25 protein-coding genes are annotated in these 24,497 nt (G+C 51.6%); 6 read left to right on the forward strand and 19 right to left on the reverse strand.

The window, feature by feature from the left end; genetic code table 11:
* Nucleotides 1-30 precede the first annotated feature (30 nt).
* The 8 genes from A0V43_RS15050 to A0V43_RS15085 form a co-directional block, all read right to left on the reverse strand.
* On the reverse strand, nt 31-957 hold the full coding sequence (locus tag A0V43_RS15050; protein WP_011232943.1) for a YybS family protein: 927 nt from the start codon (nt 955-957) through the stop codon (nt 31-33).
* 136 nt (nt 958-1,093) lie between these two features.
* Nucleotides 1,094-1,330 carry a 30S ribosomal protein S18 gene (gene rpsR / locus A0V43_RS15055; protein ID WP_008880812.1) on the reverse strand — a complete coding sequence of 79 codons (237 nt, stop codon included), beginning with the start codon at nt 1,328-1,330 and terminating at the stop codon, nt 1,094-1,096.
* A gap of 97 nt (nt 1,331-1,427) precedes the next feature.
* Complete coding sequence (gene ssb / locus A0V43_RS15060; protein WP_063193503.1) at nt 1,428-1,922, reverse strand: single-stranded DNA-binding protein; 495 nt, start codon at nt 1,920-1,922, stop codon at nt 1,428-1,430.
* Between the two features lie 30 nt (nt 1,923-1,952).
* Nucleotides 1,953-2,240, reverse strand: a complete 288-nt coding sequence (rpsF, locus tag A0V43_RS15065) for a 30S ribosomal protein S6 (RefSeq protein WP_063193504.1) — start codon at nt 2,238-2,240, stop codon at nt 1,953-1,955.
* A 214-nt stretch (nt 2,241-2,454) separates the two neighbouring features.
* The gene (gene ychF, locus A0V43_RS15070) at nt 2,455-3,555 is read right to left on the reverse strand and encodes a redox-regulated ATPase YchF (protein ID WP_063193888.1); all 1,101 of its coding nucleotides are present in this window, start codon (nt 3,553-3,555) and stop codon (nt 2,455-2,457) included.
* A gap of 239 nt (nt 3,556-3,794) precedes the next feature.
* Entirely contained in the window at nt 3,795-5,816 is a 2,022-nt protein-coding gene (locus A0V43_RS15075) for a molybdopterin-dependent oxidoreductase (protein ID WP_063193505.1), read from the reverse strand.
* 56 nt (nt 5,817-5,872) lie between these two features.
* Nucleotides 5,873-6,070: a DUF951 domain-containing protein gene (locus A0V43_RS15080; RefSeq protein WP_011232948.1), complete on the reverse strand. Its 198-nt coding sequence runs from the start codon at nt 6,068-6,070 to the stop codon at nt 5,873-5,875.
* 12 nt (nt 6,071-6,082) lie between these two features.
* Complete coding sequence (locus A0V43_RS15085; RefSeq protein ID WP_063193506.1) at nt 6,083-6,988, reverse strand: mechanosensitive ion channel family protein; 906 nt, start codon at nt 6,986-6,988, stop codon at nt 6,083-6,085.
* Between the two features lie 186 nt (nt 6,989-7,174).
* On the opposite strand from A0V43_RS15085, the gene yyaC reads away from it, so the two are divergent.
* Nucleotides 7,175-7,798, forward strand: a complete 624-nt coding sequence (yyaC, locus tag A0V43_RS15090) for a spore protease YyaC (protein WP_063193507.1) — start codon at nt 7,175-7,177, stop codon at nt 7,796-7,798.
* Nucleotides 7,799-7,870: 72 nt separating this feature from the next.
* Here the strand turns inward: yyaC and A0V43_RS15095 are convergent, their stop codons facing one another.
* The 11 genes from A0V43_RS15095 to rpmH form a co-directional block, all read right to left on the reverse strand.
* Nucleotides 7,871-8,572, reverse strand: a complete 702-nt coding sequence (locus tag A0V43_RS15095; RefSeq protein WP_015376129.1) for a DUF554 domain-containing protein — start codon at nt 8,570-8,572, stop codon at nt 7,871-7,873.
* Between the two features lie 54 nt (nt 8,573-8,626).
* Nucleotides 8,627-9,496, reverse strand: a complete 870-nt coding sequence (locus tag A0V43_RS15100) for a ParB/RepB/Spo0J family partition protein (protein WP_063193508.1) — start codon at nt 9,494-9,496, stop codon at nt 8,627-8,629.
* Nucleotides 9,489-10,250: a ParA family protein gene (locus tag A0V43_RS15105; RefSeq protein ID WP_011232953.1), complete on the reverse strand. Its 762-nt coding sequence runs from the start codon at nt 10,248-10,250 to the stop codon at nt 9,489-9,491. Before A0V43_RS15105 ends, A0V43_RS15100 begins: the two co-directional genes overlap by 8 nt.
* A gap of 125 nt (nt 10,251-10,375) precedes the next feature.
* The gene (gene noc / locus A0V43_RS15110; RefSeq protein ID WP_011232954.1) at nt 10,376-11,221 is read right to left on the reverse strand and encodes a nucleoid occlusion protein; all 846 of its coding nucleotides are present in this window, start codon (nt 11,219-11,221) and stop codon (nt 10,376-10,378) included.
* A 159-nt stretch (nt 11,222-11,380) separates the two neighbouring features.
* On the reverse strand, nt 11,381-12,097 hold the full coding sequence (gene rsmG / locus A0V43_RS15115) for a 16S rRNA (guanine(527)-N(7))-methyltransferase RsmG (RefSeq protein ID WP_015376131.1): 717 nt from the start codon (nt 12,095-12,097) through the stop codon (nt 11,381-11,383).
* Nucleotides 12,098-12,120: 23 nt separating this feature from the next.
* Nucleotides 12,121-14,010, reverse strand: coding sequence for a tRNA uridine-5-carboxymethylaminomethyl(34) synthesis enzyme MnmG (gene mnmG, locus A0V43_RS15120; RefSeq protein ID WP_011232956.1), 1,890 nt, complete (start codon nt 14,008-14,010; stop codon nt 12,121-12,123).
* Nucleotides 14,011-14,028: 18 nt separating this feature from the next.
* The gene (gene mnmE / locus A0V43_RS15125) at nt 14,029-15,417 is read right to left on the reverse strand and encodes a tRNA uridine-5-carboxymethylaminomethyl(34) synthesis GTPase MnmE (protein ID WP_011232957.1); all 1,389 of its coding nucleotides are present in this window, start codon (nt 15,415-15,417) and stop codon (nt 14,029-14,031) included.
* A gap of 342 nt (nt 15,418-15,759) precedes the next feature.
* Nucleotides 15,760-16,416: an RNA-binding cell elongation regulator Jag/EloR gene (gene jag / locus A0V43_RS15135; RefSeq protein ID WP_011232958.1), complete on the reverse strand. Its 657-nt coding sequence runs from the start codon at nt 16,414-16,416 to the stop codon at nt 15,760-15,762.
* Complete coding sequence (gene spoIIIJ, locus A0V43_RS15140) at nt 16,413-17,177, reverse strand: YidC family membrane integrase SpoIIIJ (protein WP_063193889.1); 765 nt, start codon at nt 17,175-17,177, stop codon at nt 16,413-16,415. The genes jag and spoIIIJ overlap by 4 nt, the downstream gene beginning before the upstream one ends.
* Before the next feature lie 74 nt (nt 17,178-17,251).
* Entirely contained in the window at nt 17,252-17,617 is a 366-nt protein-coding gene (gene rnpA, locus A0V43_RS15145; protein WP_011232960.1) for a ribonuclease P protein component, read from the reverse strand.
* Between the two features lie 79 nt (nt 17,618-17,696).
* Nucleotides 17,697-17,831 (reverse strand): 50S ribosomal protein L34, encoded by a 135-nt coding sequence (rpmH, locus tag A0V43_RS15150; RefSeq protein ID WP_003253900.1) that lies wholly within the window; start codon nt 17,829-17,831, stop codon nt 17,697-17,699.
* Nucleotides 17,832-18,309: 478 nt separating this feature from the next.
* Here rpmH and dnaA point away from each other — a divergent pair, with 478 nt between their 5' ends.
* The 5 genes from dnaA (at nt 18,310) to gyrB (ending at nt 24,489) form a co-directional block, all read left to right on the forward strand.
* Nucleotides 18,310-19,662, forward strand: coding sequence for a chromosomal replication initiator protein DnaA (gene dnaA, locus A0V43_RS15155; protein WP_025949250.1), 1,353 nt, complete (start codon nt 18,310-18,312; stop codon nt 19,660-19,662).
* Between the two features lie 172 nt (nt 19,663-19,834).
* Nucleotides 19,835-20,971, forward strand: a complete 1,137-nt coding sequence (dnaN, locus tag A0V43_RS15160) for a DNA polymerase III subunit beta (protein ID WP_015373695.1) — start codon at nt 19,835-19,837, stop codon at nt 20,969-20,971.
* Between the two features lie 188 nt (nt 20,972-21,159).
* Nucleotides 21,160-21,390: a S4 domain-containing protein YaaA gene (gene yaaA, locus A0V43_RS15165; RefSeq protein WP_012820418.1), complete on the forward strand. Its 231-nt coding sequence runs from the start codon at nt 21,160-21,162 to the stop codon at nt 21,388-21,390.
* An 11-nt stretch (nt 21,391-21,401) separates the two neighbouring features.
* Nucleotides 21,402-22,520, forward strand: coding sequence for a DNA replication/repair protein RecF (gene recF / locus A0V43_RS15170; RefSeq protein WP_063193509.1), 1,119 nt, complete (start codon nt 21,402-21,404; stop codon nt 22,518-22,520).
* 46 nt (nt 22,521-22,566) lie between these two features.
* Nucleotides 22,567-24,489, forward strand: coding sequence for a DNA topoisomerase (ATP-hydrolyzing) subunit B (gene gyrB, locus A0V43_RS15175; protein ID WP_012820420.1), 1,923 nt, complete (start codon nt 22,567-22,569; stop codon nt 24,487-24,489).
* The last annotated feature ends 8 nt before the right edge of the window (nt 24,490-24,497 follow it).

A 24,497-nucleotide genomic window follows, 5' to 3' on the forward strand; every position in this document is an offset into this window, starting at 1 on the left:
ACTGAAGAAATGACTCGCCTGATCCAATTATCATATGCGGCGGCGCAAATCAAATCCTAAATCAATTATACCGAATATCGCCACAAGATAAAGTAGAAAAGGCAGGAATAAGCAAACAACCGTCCCTGCCGCCACCACACCTTTGCCAACCCCTTTTTTGTAAGCGGCGTAGTAAAGAAACGAAAATCCTTGCACGATCATCGCCAGCTGCAACACATACGATAAGTTCAACACGGCGATATAGGCAAACGATCCTTCTTTGAACGGGAACAAGGAGAGAAGGAGCACGAAGACATACAACCACAATACCGTTTTCGGCCACATAAGCTCGCGAAACGGCGGCCATGAACCGACCGGCAGCTTCAGCCTCTTCATCACCGGCAGCGAGACGATGATCGTCGCGTACGCCAGCGCAAACGAAGCGATGACAAACAGCGTCGGAACCATATAGCCGATCAGCTTCAGCCCTTGTTCGAACTGCCTTTGCATCTCCAAAGGCGGCGCTTGTCCCATTCCCTTCATTAGATTCATTGCCGTGTCAAACGATTCTCGCACGAGCGCAAGCGTATCTTGGATCATATCGACGTGCAAAAATTGAATCGAGATGATGTAATCAAGCACGATATTCGCCAAAAATACAAGCGCGCCGACAAGAAGAACAAGATAACGGTTTTTCTGTTTCGAAAGCATCGCGCCGACGGCCATGCCGACGGTGCCAAACATAAGCGCCATCGGCAGCGACAAAAGCGAGCCGATCAAACCGGAGATGACAAGGGCCGCCGCCAGCAGCAACATAGCTGGAATCCACCCATGGCGCATCGTAAACACCATAAACGGAAGCGCTAAAAACAAAGCGGCGACAATCCCAATGACCGGCGCGTACAGCGCAAGCAAAAACAAAACAGCAAACAGCGCGAGCTCAATCGCCGCTTCGGTGAGGGCGTGCGTTTTTCGCAATGGACGTTCCCCTTTCTTTGTTTTTTTAGTGATTTGACCTCCTTCCCCACTTTCACTCTGCTTGGGAGTGGGAGTCCGCTCAGTCAGAGGAGATAAAAAAAGCAGTAAGGATCCCCCCTTACTGCTTGCTTTCGGCTCACTCATCCGCAACGTACGGCAGAAGCGCCATTTGGCGCGCGCGTTTGATCGCGACCGTCAATTTGCGCTGATATTTCGCGCTCGTTCCCGTTACACGGCGCGGCAAAATTTTGCCGCGTTCAGAAATGAACTTTTTCAGCAAATCGACATCTTTGTAGTCGATATGCGTAATGTTGTTCGCCGTGAAGTAACATACTTTGCGGCGTTTGCCGCGGCCGCCTTTCCGTCCTGCCATGCTGTTTCCTCCTTTCCATTGCCATCGTTTCCTCATCGGTGGAATGGCCCGCTGCCTGCGCTTTGCTTCAAGACAGGGGCTTCAAGCGACTTGTTTATTAAAACGGCAAATCATCATCAGAAATATCGATCGGCTGGCCGTCATTGGCGAAAGGATCGTCATCGATGCGGCCAAACCCTTTTTCATCGGGATGTCGGTGGTTCTGATCTTGTCCGAATGAGAATGGATCCCCGTAGTAGCCGCCTGCTGTTGCCCCTCGCTGCTCGCTCGTTCCTTTCGGCTCAAGAAATTGGACGCTATCAGCCACCACTTCCGTCACGTACACGCGCCGACCTTCTTGATTTTCATAGCTGCGGGTTTGCAGTCGGCCGTCGACACCAGCCAAGCTCCCCTTTTTCAAAAAGTTGGCGACGTTTTCCGCCTGGCGGCGCCAAACGACACATTGGATAAAATCCGTTTCCCGCTCGCCCTGCTGATTTGTAAACGGACGGTTGACCGCGAGCGTAAACGTGGCAACAGCCACTCCGCTTGGAGTGTAACGCAACTCCGGATCTCTCGTTAACCTGCCGACCAAAATGACGCGGTTAATCATCAGAACCACCTCTTCATCATGTCGAAAAGATTATTCTTCTTCTTTGACGACGATATGACGGATGATGTCTTCGCTGATGCGCGCTAAGCGGTCGAATTCTTGCACCGCTTTCGGCTCCGATACGACATTGATGATCATGTAATAGCCGTCGCGGTATTTTTGAATTTCATAGGCTAAGCGGCGCTTGCCCCAATCCGTCACGTTCGTAATCTCCGCGCCGTTTTCTTTCAACACGTTGTTGAACCGTTCCACGAGAGCTTGTCTCGCTTCATCGTCCATGTTCGGGCGGATGATGTACATGATTTCGTACTTTCTCACGCTCGTCACCTCCTTTTGGTCTAAGCGGCCCTTCCATTCGAAGAGCAAGGAGCAATCACCATTACTCACATTTGTTGATTATACCATGACCGACAACGATAAGCAAGGCAGTTTGCCGCATTCCGTCGGCGCAAACATCTTCCATCCGTATGGCCAAGCCAAAAACGGCCCCACGCCGTGACCTGCTGCATCCGCCCTGCCCTCGAACCAATGGTTACACGTTGAACCGGAAATGCATAATGTCGCCGTCTTGCACTTCGTAGTCTTTTCCCTCCAAGCGCACTTTTCCGGCTTCGCGCGCCGCCGCCATCGATCCAGCCGCGACAAGGTCATCGTACGACACCGTTTCCGCGCGAATAAACCCTCGCTCAAAGTCGGAATGGATGATGCCGGCGCATTGCGGCGCTTTCATCCCTTTGCGGAACGTCCACGCCCGCACCTCCTGCTCGCCGGCGGTGAAAAACGTCGCCAATCCGAGCAAGCTGTAAGCGGCGCGGATAAGTTGGTCAAGGCCGGACTGCTCGATGCCGAGCTCCTGTAAAAATTGCCGTTTTTCCTCATCGCTGAACTCAGCGATTTCCTCTTCGATTTTGGCGCAGACAACAATGACTTCAGCGTTGTCGCGCTTGGCAAACTCGCGCACGTCCTCGACAAACGGATTGCCGCTAGAGTCAGCGATATCTTCCTCGCCGACATTGGCGACGTAAAGCATCGGCTTTATCGTCAACAAATGCAGCTGCTTGACGACTTTCATCTCTTCATCAGTGAACTCGAGTGTGCGCGCCGGCTTGCCGGCTTCGAGCGTCTCCTTCAACCGCCGCAAAATGTCGTATTCAAACGCCGCCTCTTTATCCTTTTGCTTGGCGATTTTGCCGACCCGCTCGATTCGTTTGTCAATCGTTTCCAAATCAGCCAACACGAGCTCCAAATTGATCGTTTCGATATCGGCGAGCGGGTCGACTTTGCCCGCCACGTGGGTGATGTTTTCATCACTGAAGCAGCGGACGACTTGGCAAATTGCATCGACTTGGCGGATGTGAGACAAAAACTTGTTGCCAAGCCCCTCTCCTTTGCTCGCCCCTTTGACGATGCCCGCGATATCGGTAAATTCAAAAACAGTCGGCACCGTCCGCTTCGGCCGAAACATTTCCGTCAATACATCGAGCCGCTCATCGGGCACTTCGACGACACCGACGTTCGGCTCAATTGTGCAAAACGGATAGTTGGCTGACTCAGCACCTGCTTTTGTAATGGCGTTAAACAGCGTCGATTTGCCGACGTTCGGCAATCCGACGATTCCTGCTGTCAATCCCATTCGTTCCACTCCTCTTTCCCGTTCACATCTTTCCTCATTATATGGGCTGGCCAAGAAAATGACAAGCGCGCCGCAAGCGGGGAATGTTTCCTCTCCCACCCGCTTCAAAAAAGGCGGAAGTTTGCGCCCTTTTCCCAACACTTGGATGACAAAATCATCTTTTCGGATCAACAGCCTCAAACCGCATTTTGTCGTCGACAATATCTTTTTTCTACTGATCCGAAGCAACTGTGAACCGCTTACTTTGCTTCCGACGTGACTTTTTCAATATTGACCAAACAGTCATACAGCGTGCTGCCGCAGCCGTTATCCGACTCCAAATCGGACGTGAGGACGTTGACCGGCCCGCCGAACACTCCCCATTGTCCTTCGTCAATGTTGATCGTGCCTGGGTAGGCGCCATCAAGCATCTTGACCGTTCCCACGAGCGATCCACGGTCGTTGTAAACAAGCGCCCGGTCGCCATCGGCAAGACCTTTTGCCGCAGCAACATCAGCCGCTACCTCAATGCGGACTGTCTGAAGCGCTGGGATGAGCGGATAATGTTGCGAATGATTCGAACGGAGCGGATGGATCGTCAACAGCCGATACGGATATTTGGCGGCTAGTGCCGGATTGGACTCCTCCGATTCGGCCGGATACATGATTTGCAACCGGCCGTCCATCCCTTTTTGCTTGGCGATGATTGACGTAAATTCGTATTTTCCGCTTGGCGTTTGAAACCGGCGGTCGCGCCATGGCACCGGTTCGACAGGCAAAAGGACGCGGTGTTCTGTTTTCAATCGCTTCAGCGTAATGCCGTGATGCTCCAACGGCCGGAGCGCCATCGCAAGAAACTGCTCACGAGTATAGGCAAAATCATCCCCAAACCCGAGCCTTTTTGCCAGCTCCGTCCAAATCCACAAGTCCGGCTTCGCCTCACCCGGCGGGTCGACAAGCTTCGGCCCGTAGTTCAAATACGCATGGTACATCGATGAACAATAGACGTCTTCCTCTTCAAACGAAGCCGCTACTGGCAAAACATAATCAGCCATGGCAGCCGTATCGGTCATGAACTGCTCAAACACAACCACCGTTTCAACGGAAGCGAACGCTTTTTTCATCAAGTTCGTGTTCGGCACTTGAGCGAGCGGGTTGCCGCACGTGACGATCACCATGCCGATCGGTGGATCATTCGCCCGCAATATCTCTTCTCCCTGCTTCATCATCGTCCATGTGCGCGATGCCGTTTTCCGCTCTGGGAGCGTCAATGCGGCTTTATCAAAACACTCGCCCACCTGCAAGTTGCCAAAATTCGCCCCTCCACCCGGAATGCCAACGTTGCCGCTTGCGGCGACAAGGGCATCGATCCATCGGATTGTATTGCCGCCGTTCACATAGCGTTGCATGCCAAGGCCAAGATACGTTGCGGTCGGCCGGTCCCCGTAAAGCCGGGCCAGCTCCGTCATTTGATCGCGGCTAACACCGGTATGCCGCTCAATCTCCGCCAACGAAATTGTCTGCAATAGTTGTTTGACATCATCAAACCCAATTGTGTGTTGCTTGATAAAGGCCCGGTCCTCCAACCCGAGTCGAAGCAGCTCTTTCATAATGCCCATCGCCAAAAAAGCGTCCATTCCCGGCTTGATGCATACGTACTGATCGGCGATGCGCGCCGTCGGGCCAAACAGCGGATCGATGACCACAATGGTCGCCCCGCGTTTTTTCGCGGCAAGCAACCGCTCGAATAAATGCATGTTCGTGCGGGCGACGTTTCGCCCCCAAATGACGATGTGGCGGCTGTTGTCGATATCTTCTGGCGCATGGCTGTAGGCGTTGCCAAAATCCCATGTCTGCGCCTCAATGCCCGCGCCCCAGCAAAGGCTGCCGATAAGCTCTGTTGCCCCACCATAACAATTAAAAAAACGGCGGTCCAGGTTTTTCAGCAGCCCGTTGTTGGCGTAATCATGGCTGTGAAGCACGGCTGTCGGCCCAAATTGTTCTTTCAACTTCCGCATTTTCCCGGCGATGTCATCAAGCGCCTCTTCCCAAGAAATGCGAACGAACTGCCCGTTTACTTTTTTCAACGGATAGAGAAGGCGTTCTTTGGCGTTTACCCGCTCTTTCAACATCCGCCCGCGTCCGCAAATGTTCCCTTTCGTGATGGGATGGTGTTCGTCGCCGTCAACCCGTACGACTTTCCCCTCGTTCACCGTCACCTTCAGCCCGCATACGTCCCAGCAGTTGAGCGGACATGATGTTACATGCGTCGTTCCCGTCATTTTCTCCCTCCCCTTCGCAACAAAAGAGCATGGCCTCGCCACCATACTTCATTTGCTTATTCTTCATGCTTGACGAGCACTTTTTTCATTTTGCGGATAAACTCTTTGCGCGGCAACAAAACGCTATGGGCGCACCCTTCGCATTTAATGCGGATGTCAGCGCCCAAGCGGATCACTTTCCAACGATTCGTTCCACATGGGTGCGGCTTTTTCATTTCGACGATATCGTATAGGCCGAACTGTTTCTCTTCCATCGATCCACCTCCCTATGACAACGATTGCTCCCGTTGCGGCTTTGCCTCCGGCTGCTCTTGTCCGTCGCGGCGATGCAGCACAAGCCGCGGGTACGGGATTTCGATTCCCCGTTCGTCCAACAGCAACTTCACTTCCTTGCGGATCGCCCGAGCGACCGCCAGATGGCGCATTGGCTTCGTTTCGCACGTGATGCGCAATACGACTTCTGAGCTGGCTAAATTTTGCACGCCAAGCAATTCCGGCGGGGCGACCATGTCTTCATACTTCGCCGGCAGCTGCGGAAGAAGCTCGCGGATGGCTTTCTCCGCCTCTTCAATGTCTTCTTCATAGGCGATGCTGACGTCAACGACAGCGAGGCTGTTGTGCAGTGAATAGTTCGTCACTTGAGTGATGCTGCCGTTTGGCAAAATGTGCACTTCCCCGGTCCAACTTTTAATTTTCGTCACCCGAAGCCCAATCGTTTCAACATACCCTTCAAAATTGCCGATGCGCACATAATCGCCGACCGCAAACTGGTCTTCAAAAATGATGAAAAATCCAGTGATGATGTCTTTCACTAAGCTTTGTGCGCCAAAACCCACGGCCAGCCCGACGACCCCAGCCCCGGCGAGCAGCGCTTTGACGGGAACGCCAAACGTATCTAAAATCATCAAGAGCGCAATAAAATATAGTACGTACGTAATGACGTTGTCGAGCAGCCGAACGAGCGTCGCCTCCCGCCGTTCGGAAATGCGGATCGGCGCCTTCTCGCGCACTTTGAACATGTTATGAACGGCGATTTTCAACACTTTCACTGCAATGGCGCATATGAGTAGGATGAGAACAATCTTCAGCGTCCCTTTTCCGATCTGGAGCCACAATTTCTCATCTATCAAAAATGCGAACAATCGGCTCATCGTTTTTTCCATCGTGTTCAACGTTGGCGACACCTCAATCTTTTTTCTTGTTCTGCGCTTTTATTTTAACAAGACCGGCCGCTGATTTGTAGACCGATATCCCGTTATCGCGAAGAAAAGGCAAGAAAACGAACAATGAAATGTATATCATTCTTTTATTTTCCGTATACTGTTAATACTTTTGAAACGAAAGTAGGAGTGAAGCGAATGAGCATACCATCGATATTTTTCTCGTCCAAGGAGGAAAGGGACCGCGTGTTTTACGATGAACAAGGGGCGGTGTCGTCGATCGCTTGGCGGGTTGCCTCACTGCTTCCCGATCCGCTCGTTCAGCCGGTCGCTATCGTTTGCATCGGCACAGACCGCTCGACCGGCGATTCGCTTGGACCGCTCGTCGGCACAATGCTCAAAGAGAAGCCGTTGGCTCGCTTCCACGTGTACGGAACACTCGAAGAACCCATCCATGCCGTTAATTTGGAAGAAAAGGTAGAAGCCATTCGACTCATTCATCACGATCCGTTCATGATCGCGGTCGATGCCTGCCTCGGTCGGCTGAAAAGCGTCGGCGCCATCACGATTGCCAAAGGACCGGTCCGCCCTGGGGCTGGGGTCAACAAACAGCTCCTTCCCGTCGGCGACGCCCATATTACTGGGGTTGTCAATGTCAGCGGGTTTATGGAGTTTTTCGTCCTGCAAAATACGCGCCTCCATCTTGTCATGAATATGGCGAAAACAATCGCCAACGGCATTTACGATGCAGAGCGGTTCATCATCCGAAAAGAGCGGCTCGCTGCCCCTCCGCTCCCAACAGACCGGCATTCATTATGGTAGGCAGCCAATCCCCCTCTTGATCAGCTGTTCAAAGAGGGGATTTCTTTTCTGTCCGGCCAAAACAACCGGCCGTTAAACGAGTGAAAGAATGAAAACGGCGGCTGCCGTAATGAGAATGCTCGGCAGCAAATTGGCCACGCGAATGTTCGTCAAACCGAGCATATTGAGTCCAATAGCCATAATTAAAATACCTCCGGTCGCCGTTGATTCGGCGATGAACGAATCGAGCACTTCCTTCGGCACAAACCGTTCGATTTGCGTCGCCAACAGCGCGATGCTCCCCTCATAAACAACGACCGGCAAGGCGGAGAAGATGACGCCGATGCCGAGCGTCGTCGTCAAAATGACACTGGCAAAGCCGTCTAAAATCGATTTCGTATACAAGACGCTATGGTCGCCGCGCAGCCCGCTGTCAAGCGCTCCGACGATGGCCATCGCCCCGATGACAAACAACAACGTCGCGCTGACAAACCCTTTCGCGATGCTTCCTTGCCCGTTTCCGCTCACTTTCGCCTCGAGCCATTGACCGAGCTGGTTCAGCTTTTCCTCCCAGTTCCACCACTCCCCGAGAATGCCGCCGAAAACAAGGCTGAAAATAACAACGAGAAACTGTTCGCTTTTCATTCCCATTTGTATGCCAAGCAGCGCCACCGCAAGCCCAATCCCCCCCATCACCGTTTCCTTTACTCGCTCGGGGATGCGATGAAGCCATTTTCCAATCAACGCCCCGGCGATAATGCTCACTGCGTTGACAATCGTCCCTAACAACACCATGATGTCCAACCCTCTCTTGCAAAAAAATAAACCGGCCTTGATCAAAGGGCCGACTTACTCGTCGAACCGCACATCGAGCAGTTCTAATATTCTCTCTAAATCTTCCAGAGAAAAAAACTCAATTTCAATTTTTCCTCTTTTCCTCGTTTGTTTAATTGTGACGTTCGTCCCGAATTTTTCGCGCAGCAACGATTCGCTTTCCCGAATAAACACGCTTTTTTCCGGCGGTTTCCGCTTCGATGTTTCACGTGAAACATTTTCGTTCGCTTGTTGGATCAGTTTTTCAAGCTGGCGGACGTTCAACCCTTCGCGAATCGTCCGTTCCACGATCGATTTCATTTTGCTTTTTTGTTTCAGCCCTAAAAGCGCGCGGCCATGCCCCATCGAAAGTGTGCCGTCAATGAGCAGCTTTTGCACATCTAGAGGGAGGGACAACAAACGCAAATGATTAGCGATGTGCGGACGGCTCTTCCCAACACGGCTCGCGACTTCCTCCTGGGTTAAGTGCAGCTTGTCCATCAACATTTTGTACGCCATCGCTTCCTCGATCGGGTTCAAATCCTCGCGCTGCAAGTTTTCAAGAAGGGCGAATTCCATCATTTGCTCATCAGTCAACTCGCGCACCACGACCGGCACTGACGGCAAATTCGCCTCTTTGGCCGCCCGGTAGCGCCGTTCGCCAACGACGATTTCAAATCCGTTCGGTACACGGCGGACGATGAGCGGCTGCAAAATGCCGTGCTGCAAAATCGATTGCTTCAACTCCTCAATCGCCTCAGGCTGAAACGTTTTCCGCGGCTGGTACGGGTTTGGATGAAGGTCGTGAATGCTTACTTCCCGCACCGTTTCCTCTTTCCCATTCAATTCATTGAGAGAAAGGTTGTCAAACAGCGCACTGATGCCTTTGCCGAGACCTTTAGCCACGTTCAAGCACCTCCTTCGCCAGTTCCAAATACACTTCCGCCCCCCGCGATTTCACATCGTACAAAATGATCGGCTTGCCATGGCTTGGCGCCTCGCTCAGCCGCACGTTTCGCGGGATGATCGTCTGGTACACCTTTTCGCGGAAATACTTTTTGACTTCTTGAATGACCTGCAAGCCTAGATTCGTCCTTGCATCAAGCATCGTCAACAGAACGCCTTCGAGGCGCAAATCATAGTTTAAGTGCCGCTGCACAAGCCGGATCGTGTTAAGCAGCTGGCTGAGCCCTTCTAACGCATAATATTCGCATTGGACAGGGATGAGCACGGAATTGGCCGCTGTCAACGCGTTGAGCGTCAGCAAGCCGAGCGAAGGAGGACAGTCGATAATAATGAAGTCGTATTTGTCTTTCAGCGGCTCGATCGCGTTTCTCAGCCGGATTTCGCGGGAAATGACCGAGACGAGCTCAATTTCTGCGCCGGCCAGCTGGATCGTCGCTGGAATGACGTATAAATTTTCGATGTCCGTCGGTCGAATGACATCTTTTGCTTTCATGTCGCCAATGATGACATTGTAAATGCATTCGTCGACATCGCCTCGCTCAATGCCGATGCCGCTCGTCGCATTTCCTTGCGGATCGGCGTCAACAAGCAGCACTTTTTTTCCAAGATGCGCCAAACAGGCCGATAAATTGACCGCCGTCGTCGTTTTTCCAACTCCGCCTTTTTGGTTTGCAATAGCAATGACTTTTCCCACGATGCCACCTACCTCTATCTCTTCCTCAATCCATTTTATTTTAGCACGAAAACAGGAAAATGACTTTGTTTTCTGAAAGAAAAAACCCCATCAGCAGTGCTTGATGAGGCAAAAGGTGACTTTCGTTATTTTTTCGCGATTCGAATCGTAATTTGATAGTAGTCATCGAATTCTTCTTCTTCAGATTGGACGGACACCCCGCTGCTTTCGACCATGGAAAGCGACTGGCGGATCGTGTTGACGGCGATGCGCATATCGCGGCTGAACGCCTTTCGCTTCGGTTTTGGCTTCCGTTCCCCCGCCTCGAGCAGCTTTAACACCCGATCTTCCGTCTGCTTGACATTCAACTGTTTGTCGATGATTTCTTGCAGCAGTTTCAGCTGTTTTTCTTTATCTTTCAAGGCAATCAACGCGCGCGCATGACGTTCCGTAATCGCCCGTTGCAAGAGCGCCTCTTGCACCTCTTGCGGGAGTTTCAGCAGACGCAGCTTATTGGCGATCGTCGACTGTCCTTTGCCGAGCCGCTGAGCGAGCGCTTCTTGCGTCAAATCATGGAGCTCGATCAATTTGGCGTACGCCATCGCCTCTTCAATCGGCGTCAACTCTTCGCGCTGTAAGTTTTCAATGAGGGCGACGGAGGCGGTTTCTTTGTCATTTAAGTTTTTGATGATCGCGGGGATTTCCGTCCAGCCAAGCTTTTGCACCGCTCTCCATCTCCGCTCGCCGGCGATGATTTCAAACCGTCCGTTCCCGCATTCGCGGACGACGATCGGCTGGATGATGCCGTGCGTGCGGATCGTCAGCGCCAACTCGTCGATCTTCTCTTCATCAAACATCGTGCGCGGCTGAAAGCGGTTCGGAATAATGCTTTTGACCGGAATGTGGCGAACTTCCTCCCGCTCTTGCTTTTCCTCCATTTCTTCCTGTTCTTTTTCTCCAAAGCTGAACAAGCGCGAAAATGGATGTTTCATCCCCCTACACCACCTTTGGACATACTTGGCCAAAATGTCTCTGTCTCGCCCGGCATACACCGCCTTACAGTCGGTTTTTTGGCGCGGGACGAAGGCGGGGAGCGAAACAGCTTGTTTCTCTCTTTCAGCCGGCAAAGCCCTCCCCCGCCCGCAAAGACGCTACTGAATCGGTTGTTTGTTCGGCGTTCCCGGTTTGCGCGGGTATTGGTTCGGCGTTTTTCTCATTTTTTGGATGAAAATGATCGTTCGTTCGCCTTCGTCAAACGGCAACGTGAACGTTTCCGTCGCCGTCACTTCTCCGCCAAGCACAGAAATCGCCTTGTTTCCCTCTTTCAGCTCCTCGGGCGCCGAAGCAGCTTTCATCGCAATGAATGTCCCGCCCATTTTCACGAGCGGAAGGCAAAGTTCGACAAGCACTGGCATGCGCGCCACCGCTCTGGCCGTGACGACGTCAAATGATTCGCGCATCCCCTTTTGACGGGCGAATGTCTCAGCGCGTTCGTGGTAAAGCGCCACGTCCGCAAGCCCGAGCTCGGTGATCAGATGCTCTAAAAAACGGATGCGTTTTTGCAACGAATCAACGATGGAAACGCGCAAATGCGGAAAACAAATTTTGAGCGGAAGGCTCGGAAATCCCGCCCCCGATCCGACGTCGCAAAGCGCAAGGGGCGCTGAAAAGTCGTAGTAAAAAGCCGGGGACACCGAGTCGAAAAAGTGCTTGACATAGACGCCGGGCTTGTCCGTAATAGCGGTCAAATTCATTTTCTCGTTCCACTCAACGAGCAGTTCGTAATAGCGCTCAAACTGCGCAAGCGCCCGGGAAGAGAGGAGAATTCCCCTCTCTTCGAGCATGGTTTGAAATTGTGTCGCCTCCATAAGCCAATCCTTTCCCTCATTGTTTATTCATTCGACACGCGCGCGATTCTTCCTTGTTCCAAATACACTAATAATATCGAAATATCGGCCGGATTGACGCCGGAAATGCGCGACGCCTGGGCGATCGAAAGCGGGCGCACTTGTTTGAGCTTTTGCCGCGCCTCGGTTGCCAGCCCTTGGATGGCGTCGTAATCGATATCTTCCGGGATTTTTTTGTTTTCCATTTTTTTGAGCCGTTCGACTTCTTGCAACGATTTTTGGATGTAGCCCTCGTACTTGATTTGAATTTCGACTTGCTCAGCCACTTCCGGAGCGATCTCCTCGTCAGCCGGCGCCAGTTTTCGGATGTGCTCGTACGTCATCTCCGGGCGACGGAGCAAATCGGCGGCGCGAATGCCGTCTTTCAGCTCGCTTCCACCCGCTTCACGGATGACTTCCTGCACTTTTGGCGTCGGTTTGATGATCACCGTTTGCAGCCGCTTTTTCTCCCGTTCGATCGCCTCTTTTTTCGCCAAAAATTTTTGATACCGCTCTTCGGAAATGAGACCGATCCGATAGCCGAGCTCGGTCAGGCGCAAATCGGCGTTGTCATGGCGAAGCAAAAGCCGGTACTCGGCTCGCGACGTCAGCAGGCGGTACGGCTCATTCGTCCCTTTCGTCACCAAGTCGTCGATTAAAACGCCGATATAGGCATCCGAACGGCTTAAAATGATTTCTTCGCGGCCGAGCGCACGGTGGGCGGCGTTAATGCCGGCCATAATGCCTTGGCCCGCCGCTTCTTCATAGCCGGACGTGCCGTTGATTTGCCCTGCGGTATACAAGTTTTTCACAAGCTTCGTCTCGAGCGTCGGCCATAGTTGCGTCGGCACGATGGCATCATACTCGATCGCATAGCCAGCCCGCATGAGCTGCGCCTTCTCAAGTCCCGGGATCGTCTCGAGCAGCTTGCGCTGGATATGTTCCGGCAAACTTGTTGACAACCCTTGCACGTACACTTCTTCCGTTTCCCGCCCTTCCGGCTCGAGGAAAATTTGATGGCGCGGCTTATCGTGGAACCGGACGACTTTATCCTCGATCGATGGGCAATAGCGCGGCCCGGTTCCTTTAATCATGCCGGAGTACATCGGCGACAAGTGCAAGTTTTCATCGATGATGCGGTGTGTTTCCTCCGTCGTGTACGTCAGCCAGCACGGCAGCTGATCCGTGATGTATTTTGTCGTCTCGTACGAAAACGCCCGCGGCTCCTTGTCCCCCGGCTGAATTTCCGTTTTGCTGTAGTCGATCGTCCGGCTGTTGACGCGCGGCGGCGTGCCCGTTTTGAAGCGAACAAGCTCAAACCCAAGCTCTTCTAAATGCTCGGACAGCTTAATCGACGGCTGCTGGTTGTTCGGGCCGCTCGAATATTTAATGTCTCCGATGATGATTTCCCCGCGCAAAAACGTCCCGGTCGTAATGACGACCGCCTTGGCGTAATAATGCGCCCCCGTATGAGTGATGACACCTTTGCAAACGCCGTCTTCGACGATCAGCCGCTCGACTTTTCCTTGCAGAAGCGTCAAATTTTCTTGATTTTCGAGTGTTTTTTTCATTTCCCGCTGGTACAGCACTTTATCGGCTTGCGCCCGAAGCGCGCGGACGGCTGGCCCTTTGCCGGTGTTTAGCATCCGCATTTGAATGTATGTTTTGTCAATGTTTTTTGCCATTTCCCCGCCGAGAGCGTCGATTTCGCGCACGACGATTCCTTTCGCCGGGCCGCCGATCGACGGGTTGCACGGCATGAACGCGATCATATCGAGGTTGAGCGTAATGACAAGCGTCTTCGCCCCGATGCGCGCCGAAGCTAATGCCGCTTCGCAGCCGGCATGGCCAGCGCCAACGACAATGACGTCATACGTTCCTCCATGGTAATCCATATGGCATTTCCTCCTCGCTTATTTTCCTAAACAAAACTGAGCAAACAGCTGATCAATCAAGCTTTCATGGACCGTATCACCAATGATTTCGCCAAGCAACTCCCATGCCCGGCGCAAATCGATTTGCACAAGATCAACCGGCATGCCGGCGTCAATGCCGGCCAAGGCATCCTCGATCGCTGTTTTCGCCTGCTCGAGCAAGGCGATATGGCGAGAGTTGGAAACGTACGTCAAATCGCCGGCTTCCAGCTCACCCCCAAAAAACAGGTCAGCAATCGCCTTCTCCAGTTCATCAATTCCTTGTTCATGCAACAGGGATGTCCCCACGACCGGCCGGCCGGCCGCCAGCTCCTTGACTCGCTCCATATCGATCCGCCGGGGCAAATCGGTTTTATTCACAATGACGATGGCGTCCATTCCCTCGATCATGGCAAACAGCCGCTCGTCCTCTTCCGTCAGCGGTTCATGATAATTCAAAACGAGCAAAATTAAGTCGGCCCGCTTCAACATTTGCTGCGAGCGCTCGACGCCGATCCGTTCGACGACATCTTCGGTTTCGCGGATGCCAGCCGTATCGATCAAGCGAAGCGGTACGCCGCGGACGTTGACATATTCCTCGATGACGTCGCGCGTCGTCCCCGGAATATCGGTGACGATCGCCCGATTTTCATGGGCGAGCGCATTCAAAAGCGACGATTTGCCGACGTTCGGCCGCCCAATGATGACCGTTGCCAGCCCTTCGCGCAATATTTTTCCTTGTGCGGCGGTCGACAGCAGCTTTTCAATTTGCCCGCGCACATATTCCGCCTTTTCCCGCAAAAGGCGCGGCGTCATTTCTTCGACATCATCGTATTCCGGATAATCGATATTGACTTCAACATGTGCCAGCGTCTCCAAAATCGTCTGCCGCAACTCGCGAATCAATTTTGACAGGCGCCCTTCCATTTGCTGTAGGGCGACGTTCATCGCTCTGTCGGTTTTGGCGCGGATCAGGTCGATGACTGCCTCAGCTTGAGATAAATCGATGCGCCCATTTAAAAACGCCCGCTTCGTAAACTCCCCCGGCTCGGCGAGCCGCGCCCCGTTTGCCAGCACGAGCTGCAGCACCCGATTGACGGAAACAAACCCGCCATGGCAGTTGATCTCGACCACGTCCTCGCGCGTAAACGTCTTCGGTGCGCGCATAACTGATACCATTACTTCTTCAACGACCCGTCCGCTTTTCGGATCGATGATATGCCCGTAGTGGATCGTGTGCGATGGAACGTCTTTGAGCCGCTTTCCGCTCGGGCTGCGGAAAAGCCGGTCAGCGATCTCAACCGCTTGATCTCCGCTCAACCGAACGATGGCAATCGCCCCTTCGCCCATCGGCGTCGAAATGGCGGCGATCGTATCAAATTCCGTCAAAGCTGTTCACCTCTCTTTACTCCGCTTTCTCTATATCCACAGCCCGTTTTGGCCGCTTTTTTTCCTTGTGCATATTCACTTAGTTCAATTTTAACTTATCCACATGTGAATAACAATACGGCGCGCTCAACGCGGTTGTTGAAAAATATAAGCGGCGGCCGTCAAAAAAGTTGGTGGAAACTAGTGATTGCTTCACAATCATCTGGACGGATAGGCAAAAAAGACCGTTGCTGCGCTGTTTCCCCATTTGAAGAAGCTCTTGCTGGAGCGTTTCCCCCATTTCCATCGCCAATCTTCCAGGCGGCGCCAATCCCGTAAAAAAAGAGGCCGCCTCTCTACAGTTTAGCGAGGCGCCTCTTTTTTCGGCGACATTTTGCCTGTTTTCGGAGCGACGACAATCGAACGGTGCGGATCAACGCCAACGGAATAGGTCAAGACGTGCTTGTTGTCAGCCAGCGCTGCATGGATGATCTTCCGTTCATGCGCCGGCAACGGCTCCAACCTTACTTCTTTTCCCGTCTTCACCGCCCGGGCGGCCAGCTTGTGCGCCAGTTCGATCAGCGCCTTTTCCCTTCGTTCGCGGTAATTTTCGACATCGACGGCAATCGACACGTATTCGTCAGCATGGCGGTTGGCGACGAGCTGCGCCAAAAACTGAAGAGCGTTTAACGTTTGCCCGTGCTTGCCGATCAATAGACCGACCGGCCCCCCGTGCACATGAAGCGTCACCTGCTTGCCGCGGCGGACGGCTTCGATGCTTGCCCCTTCCGCCCCCATTTGCGCGATGACTTGCTGCAAAAAGCGAACCGTCTCCTCAACCGGGTCGATTTTCAGCACGGCTTTCACAACCGCCGGCCGGCCGCCAAACAAGCCAAACCAACCTCTTTTCCCTTCATCGAGCACAACAATAACCGCACGCTCTCGAGGAACGCCAAGCTGCGCGAGCGCCAACTGCACCGCCTCTTCGACTGTCCGGGCAGTCGCGGTCACTTCTTTCACTTTTTCGCTCCTCCTGAATGGGCGGCAATCTCCGGCCCTTTAATGAGATACGTTTGCACAATGGAGAAAATATTTCCGACGACCCAGTAAAGCGACAAAGCAGCTGGGAAGTTGATCGCGAAAATGACGATCATAGTCGGCATCATCCAAAGCATCATCGCCATTTGCGGGTTTTGCTGAGCGGAGCCGGCCATCATGATTTTCTGCTGGATGAACGTCGTCACGCCGGCAATGACCGGCAAAATGTAGTACGGGTCTTTTTCGCCAAGGTCAAACCATAAAAAATTATGTTGGGCAATTTCTCTCGTCCGCATGATGGCATGGTAAAATCCAATTAAAATCGGCATCTGGATCAAAATCGGGAAGCAGCCGGCCATTGGGTTGACGCCGTGCTTTTGGAATAAGAGCATCATCTCTTGCTGGAGCTTTTGTTGAGTTTGCGCGTCTTTTGAGCTGTATTTTTTGCGGAGCGCTTCCATTTCCGGCTGAAGCGCTTGCATCGCCTTCGCGTTGCGCGTCTGTTGGATCATCAGCGGCAAAATCAATAAGCGGATCAAAATGGTGACGACAATGATTGACAACCCAAAGCTTCCGCCGAGCAGCCCGGCGACATATTTGATCAGCCAAGAAAGCGGATAAACGATATACTCGTTCCAAAACCCCTTGCTTTCCGGGGTGATCGGTTTGTGAATTTCCGTGCATCCGGCCAGCACAGCCGCTAACGCACCGAACAAAATGATGAATCTGATTCGCCTTTTCACCTTCTTTTTTCCTCCCACATATACAAGTTCACGTATGTATTTTACCATCTTTTTTTGCCGCGTGGAGCATTTTTTCAAGCCGAATGCGACGGTTGGCCTCCTTTTTTCAGCCCTCCGGATTTCCGGAGCACATGGATTAAACTTTTTTTTACTTCCGCATAATTCATCTCCGCCACCGGCTGCCTAGCGATCACGACATAATCTTTGCCAGGGGCAATCTCCTCTTTCAATTCGAGGAAGCATTGGCGGATGTAGCGCTTGATTCGATTTCGGACGACAGCCTTGCCGAGTTTTTTGCTGACAGACAGCCCGATGCGAAAATAAGGCTGCTCCGGGCGGTCAAGCGTGTAGATGACAAACTGGCGGTTGGCCGTTGAAGCGCCCCTCTGAAACACTTCCTGGAACTCTTCGTTTTTCTTGATCCGATACTTTTTTTTCATTCTCCCCAAACACTCCATTTGCCTAATTTCCCGGCGGCAAAATATTGAGAAAAAAGACCACTGAAACTTCAGTGGCCTATTATGCAGACAAAACTTTTCTTCCTTTGCGGCGGCGGCGCGCCAACACTTTTCTGCCGTTTCTCGTGCTCATGCGCGCGCGGAATCCGTGCACTTTGCTTCGTTTCCGTCTATTCGGTTGATACGTCCGTTTCATCTATGACACCTCCCTAGGGAATAACAGTTACGGGCAGTCTTTCTCATTATATTGAACAATCTTAGCAAATGTCAACCGCCTCTTCGTTTTTCCAACTTTGATCAGCGCTGTGGATAAATTTTTTCTCCCTATCAACAATCCACAACATTTATCGACATTTTTTTCACATGTTCAATGGTGTGGATAATGATTTTTTCACACCTTGTCCATTTTGTGGATAATCAAAAAAATCCCGTTGCAACAAGCCGCTTTATTTGCTATTATTATTGTGTTTTCACTATGGATAATTATGTGGATAAGATGAGTCTATCCACATTTTGTGGATAGATTGTGGATAGTTTTTTCACAACGCGTTAATAATATTACCCACAGATGGTGGATTTTGTCGAAAAGCTTCTTTATTTCCTTAATACGCTTTTTCCACAAACTTATTTTTTTAAACAAACGATCATCCTCTGACTTAAGGGAGGGGCAACGGGTGGAAAATATCCATGACTTATGGGATCGCGTGCTCGCGGAGATTGAACGAAAAATCAGCAAGCCGAGCTTTGAAACTTGGCTCAAGTCAACAAAAGCCCACTCTTTACGAGGTGACACGCTCGTCATCGTAGCCCCGAACGAGTTTGCTAGAGATTGGCTTGATTCTCGCTACTCTCATTTGATTGCGGAAACGATCTACACCATCACGGGCGAAGAATTGGCCGTCAAGTTTATCATTCCGCCAAATCAGGATGATGAAGAACTAGAGTTCCAGTCATCTAAGAAAAAGCAACGGAAACCGTATGAAGAGACAAACGATTTCCCACAAAGCATGTTAAATCCGAAATACACATTCGATACGTTTGTCATCGGCTCCGGCAACCGGTTCGCCCATGCCGCTTCATTGGCGGTCGCTGAGGCTCCGGCCAAAGCATACAACCCCTTGTTTATCTATGGCGGCGTCGGACTTGGAAAAACACACTTAATGCACGCGATCGGCCATTACGTGATTGAACATAACCCATCGGCGAAAGTGGTCTATTTATCTTCAGAGAAGTTTACGAATGAGTTTATTAACGCCATCCGAGACAACCGCCCTGACGACTTTCGCAACAAGTACCGGAACGTTGACGTACTACTGATCGATGATATTCAGTTTTTGGCCGGAAAAGAACAAACGCAAGAAGAATTTTTCCATACGTTTAATACGCTGCACGAGGAGAGCAAGCAAATCGTCATCTCAAGCGATCGACCGCCGAAAGAAATCCCAACACTCGAAGACCGCTTGCGTTCGCGCTTTGAGTGGGGGCTCATCACCGACATTACGCCGCCTGATTTGGAGACGCGGATCGCTATCCTCCGCAAAAAGGCGAAGGCGGAGGGGTTTGACATTCCAAACGAGGTAATGCTTTATATCGCCAATCAAATTGACTCGAACATCCGCGAGCTTGAGGGCGCTCTCATTCGCGTCGTCGCTTATTCGTCGCTCATCAACAAAGAGATCACCGCTGACTTGGCAGCAGAGGCATTGAAAGACATCATCCCGAGCGCAAAGCCGAAGGTAATCACGATTCAAGACATTCAGCGCGTTGTTGGACAGCATTTCAACATCAAGATGGAAGATTTTAAAGCGAAAAAGCGAACAAAATCGGTCGCGTTCCCTCGGCAAATTGCCATGTATCTCTCCCGCGAACTGACCGACTGTTCGTTGCCGAAAATCGGCGATGAATTTGGGGGACGCGATCATACAACCGTCATCCACGCCCATGAAAAAATATCAAAGCTTTTGCAAACCGATACGCAGCTGCAAAGGCATATACAAGAGATTCAAGAAAAGCTGAAGCAACTGTGAACAACTGTCTCGGTTTTATGCACAGCTTATCCACATGTGGACAGGCTGTGCTTGCTTCGCTTTTTTTGTTTATCCACATACTAACAAGCCATACGACTAGTACTACGGTTTTTGTTTTTATATTTTCATAATTTATTTCCGACGATCTAAAGAAACAGGGAGGAACAGCAACGTGAACATTTCCATTGACCGCGAAGCGTTGGCCAAGAGCGTCCAAGACGTGATGAAAGCCGTATCGACAAGAACGACGATTCCGATTTTGACCGGAATCAAACTAACAGCAACCGCCTCGGGAGTAACGCTGACCGGAAGCGATTCCGACATTTCAATTGAATCGTTTATTCCGCTTGAAAAAGAAGGCAAGTTGCTCGTTGATGTGAAAAGACCGGGGAGCATCGTACTGCAGGCGCGCTTTTTCTCTGAAATCGTGAAAAAACTGCCGCAACAAACGGTGGAAATCGAAACGGAAGACAACTTTTTGACGATCATCCGCTCGGGGCACTCAGAATTCCGCCTCAATGGGCTAAACGCCGACGAATATCCGCGCCTGCCGCAAATTGAAGAAGAAAACGTGTTTCAAATCCCGGCTGATTTATTGAAAACCGTGATTCGGCAAACGGTATTCGCCGTTTCTACATCGGAAACGCGCCCAATCTTGACAGGTGTCAACTGGAAAGTTGAACATGGCGAGCTTGTCTGCACAGCGACCGACAGTCATCGCTTAGCCATGCGCAAAGTGAAAATTGAGTCGGAAAATGAAGTATCATACAACGTCGTCATCCCTGGAAAAAGTCTTAATGAGCTCAGCAAAATTTTGGATGACGGCAACCACCCGGTGGACATCGTCATGACAGCCAATCAAGTGCTATTTAAGGCCGAGCACCTTCTCTTCTTTTCCCGGCTGCTTGACGGCAACTATCCGGAGACGGCCCGCTTGATTCCAACAGAAAGCAAAACGACCATGATCGTCAATGCAAAAGAGTTTCTGCAGGCAATCGACCGAGCGTCCTTGCTTGCTCGAGAAGGAAGGAACAACGTTGTGAAACTGACGACGCTTCCTGGAGGAATGCTCGAAATTTCTTCGATTTCTCCGGAGATCGGGAAAGTGACGGAGCAGCTGCAAACGGAGTCTCTTGAAGGGGAAGAGTTGAACATTTCGTTCAGCGCGAAATATATGATGGACGCGTTGCGGGCGCTTGATGGAACAGACATTCAAATCAGCTTCACTGGGGCCATGCGGCCGTTCCTGTTGCGCCCGCTTCATACCGATTCGATGCTTCAGCTCATTTTGCCGGTGAGAACATATTGACCCACCGCCCTCCTATTGGCGAAAACCATTCAGCTTCAAGGGCAAAAGCCGCCCGACAACGCTGCTTTTTCTCAAGTCCGATGAGAAGGCGGGCAACATCTATGCCCATCCTTCTCATCGGCTTTCTTTGCGAGTGGGCGGATTTTCCGGTAAAATAAAAGAATAGGCAGTTTGAAGGAAAGCGAGCGATGACACGGATGGAACAACGGGTGACGATTACAACGGAAACGATTACGCTGGGGCAGCTTTTGAAACTTGTGCGATTGATCGATACTGGCGGTGCGGCCAAATGGTTTTTGCAGGAACATCACGTGCTTGTCAATGGAGAACGGGAAAACCGGCGCGGGCGAAAGCTGAGAGACGGCGACCGGATCGACATTGAACCGTTTGGCACGTTCGTCGTCGTAAAAGCGGAGTAGGTGAAGGTTCGGTGTTTTTGACCAACTTAACGTTGACGAATTACCGGAATTATGAGTATGAAACGCTGAATTTCGGCGAGGGCGTGAACGTCATCTTAGGAGAAAATGCCCAAGGAAAGACGAACATGATGGAGGCCATTTATGTTTTGGCTATGGCGAAGTCGCACCGCACGTCCAACGATAAAGACCTTATCCGTTGGAATGAAGAGTATGCTAAAATAGAAGGAAGAGCGGAAAAACGAAGCGGGTCGTTAACGCTTGAGTTGCTTATTTCAAAAAAAGGAAAAAAAGCAAGATGCAACCATATTGAACAGCAACGGCTCAGCCAATACGTCGGCCATTTGAATGTCGTCATGTTCGCTCCCGAAGACTTGAATTTAGTCAAGGGAAGTCCGCAAGTGCGGCGCCGATTTGTCGATATGGAAATCGGGCAAGTGTCGCCTGTGTATATACATGATTTGAGCCAATACCAAAAGCTGCTGCAACAACGCAATCATTACTTAAAAATGATGCAGGCGCGCGAGCGGAGCGATGAGGCGGTTCTTGATGTGTTAACTGAGCAGCTTGTATTGCTGGCGGCCAAAATTACGCTGCGGCGCCGCCAGTTTTTGTCGCTGCTTGAGCAATGGGCGATGCCAATCCACTATGAAATCAGCCGCGGCGCCGAACAGCTTTGCATCCGATACGAACCGTCGGTCGACGTATCAGAAAAGGCGGAATTGTCGAGAATAGTAGAAGCATACAGTGAAACGTTCGCCGCCATGAGGGAACGGGAAGTTCTGCGGGGAACAACGTTGGTCGGCCCGCATCGCGATGACATCGCGTTTTTCGTGAATGGAAAAAACGTGCAAACTTTCGGTTCCCAGGGGCAACAACGTACAACCGTGCTAGCGGTCAAGCTGGCAGAACTTGAGCTCATCTTTTCCGAGTTAGGCGATTACCCCATTTTATTGCTGGATGATGTGTTGTCAGAACTTGATGACTTTCGGCAAACCCACCTCCTTGATGCCATCCGGAAAAAAGTGCAAACTTTTGTCACAACAACAAGCATTGACGGCATTAAGCACGATATCATTCAAGAAGCGGCCATTTATCGAGTCCATTCTGGCTCGGTAACCGCTCCTTCTTGACCGCGAGACCGTTGAACGTTTGCGAAGAAAGCGTAGGTGATCAGGCATGACAATGGAACAACGGGTTGAGCAGACGTACGATGCAAGCCAAATCCAAGTGCTTGAAGGCCTTGAAGCGGTCCGCAAGCGCCCGGGGATGTACATCGGCTCGACGGGGCCGAAAGGACTGCACCATCTCGTTTGGGAAATCGTCGACAACAGCATCGACGAGGCGTTGGCGGGCTATTGCACAAACATCGATGTGACGATCGGCAAAGACAACAGCATCACCGTCGCCGACAACGGGCGTGGCATTCCGGTTGACATTCACGAGGCGACCGGGCGTCCCGCCGTCGAAGTCATTATGACCGTCCTTCATGCCGGTGGGAAATTTGGCGGAGGGGGCTATAAAGTGTCCGGCGGCTTGCACGGCGTTGGCGCTTCGGTCGTCAACGCCTTATCGGAATGGCTCGAAGTGTACGTCTATCGGGATGGAAAAATCCATTACCAGCGGTACGAGCGCGGAGAACCGTGCACCGACTTGCAAGTCATCGGCGAGACAGACCGGACCGGAACGACGACCCGTTTTAAGCCGGACCCGGAAATTTTCACTGAGACGACCGAATTTGACTATGAAACGCTGGCCACTCGGTTGCGTGAGCTCGCCTTTCTAAATCGCGGCTTAAAAATCACGCTGACGGACGAACGGGTTGACAGCCGAAAAAACGAATATGTTTACGAAGGCGGCATTCGTTCATACGTCCGTCATTTGAACCGAACACGAGAAGTGCTGCACGAAGAGCCAATTTATATCGCTGGCGAGCGTGACGGCATTGCCGTAGAAATCGCCTTGCAGTACAACGACGGCTATACGAGCAATATTTATTCGTTTGTCAACAACATTCATACGCATGAAGGCGGCACACATGAATCTGGCTTTAAAATGGCGCTGACGCGCATTATCAATGATTACGCTCGCAAGCAGCAAATTTTTAAAGAAAACGACGCGAATTTGACTGGCGAAGATGTGCGCGAAGGGCTGACGGCCATCGTGTCGATCAAGCATCCATCGCCGCAGTTTGAAGGGCAAACGAAAACGAAGCTCGGCAACAGCGATGCGCGCACGGTGACCGACGCTGTCTTTTCCGAACAATTTGAAACGTTTTTGCTTGAAAATCCGACGATTGCCCGAAAAATCGTCGAAAAAGGCATGATGGCGGCGCGAGCGCGGCTGGCGGCGAAAAAAGCGCGCGAACTGACGCGGCGCAAAAGTGCGCTTGAAATTTCCAATTTGCCGGGCAAACTGGCTGACTGTTCGTCAAGAGACCCGTCGATCAGCGAGCTGTACGTCGTCGAGGGCGATTCGGCCGGCGGCTCCGCGAAACAGGGGCGCGACCGCCATTTCCAAGCGATTTTGCCGCTGCGCGGGAAAATCCTTAACGTGGAAAAAGCGCGCTTGGACAAAATTTTGTCGAACAATGAGGTGCGGGCGATTATTACCGCCCTTGGCACGGGCATTGGCGAAGAGTTTGACATCTCAAAGGCGCGTTACCATAAGGTCATCATCATGACTGACGCCGATGTTGACGGGGCCCATATTCGTACGCTTCTTTTAACATTTTTTTACCGTTATATGCGGGAATTGATTGAACACGGCTACATTTATATCGCTCAGCCGCCGCTGTATAAAATCGAGCAGGGAAAACAGGTGCGTTATGCTTACAACGACCGCCAGCTTGAGAAAATCCTTGCTGAGCTGCCGGACCAGCCAAAACCGACGATTCAACGCTATAAAGGACTGGGCGAAATGAATCCGGAGCAACTTTGGGAAACGACGATGAATCCGGAAACGAGAACGTTGCTGCAAGTGAGCTTGCAAGACGCCATTGACGCAGATGAAACGTTTGAAATTTTAATGGGCGATAAAGTTGAGCCGCGCCGCCAGTTCATCGAAGAAAATGCCCGTTATGTGAAAAACTTGGACATTTAGGATAAAAA

Source organism: Geobacillus sp. JS12 (assembly GCF_001592395.1).
GTDB classification, from domain to species: Bacteria; Bacillota; Bacilli; order Bacillales; family Anoxybacillaceae; genus Geobacillus; species Geobacillus zalihae.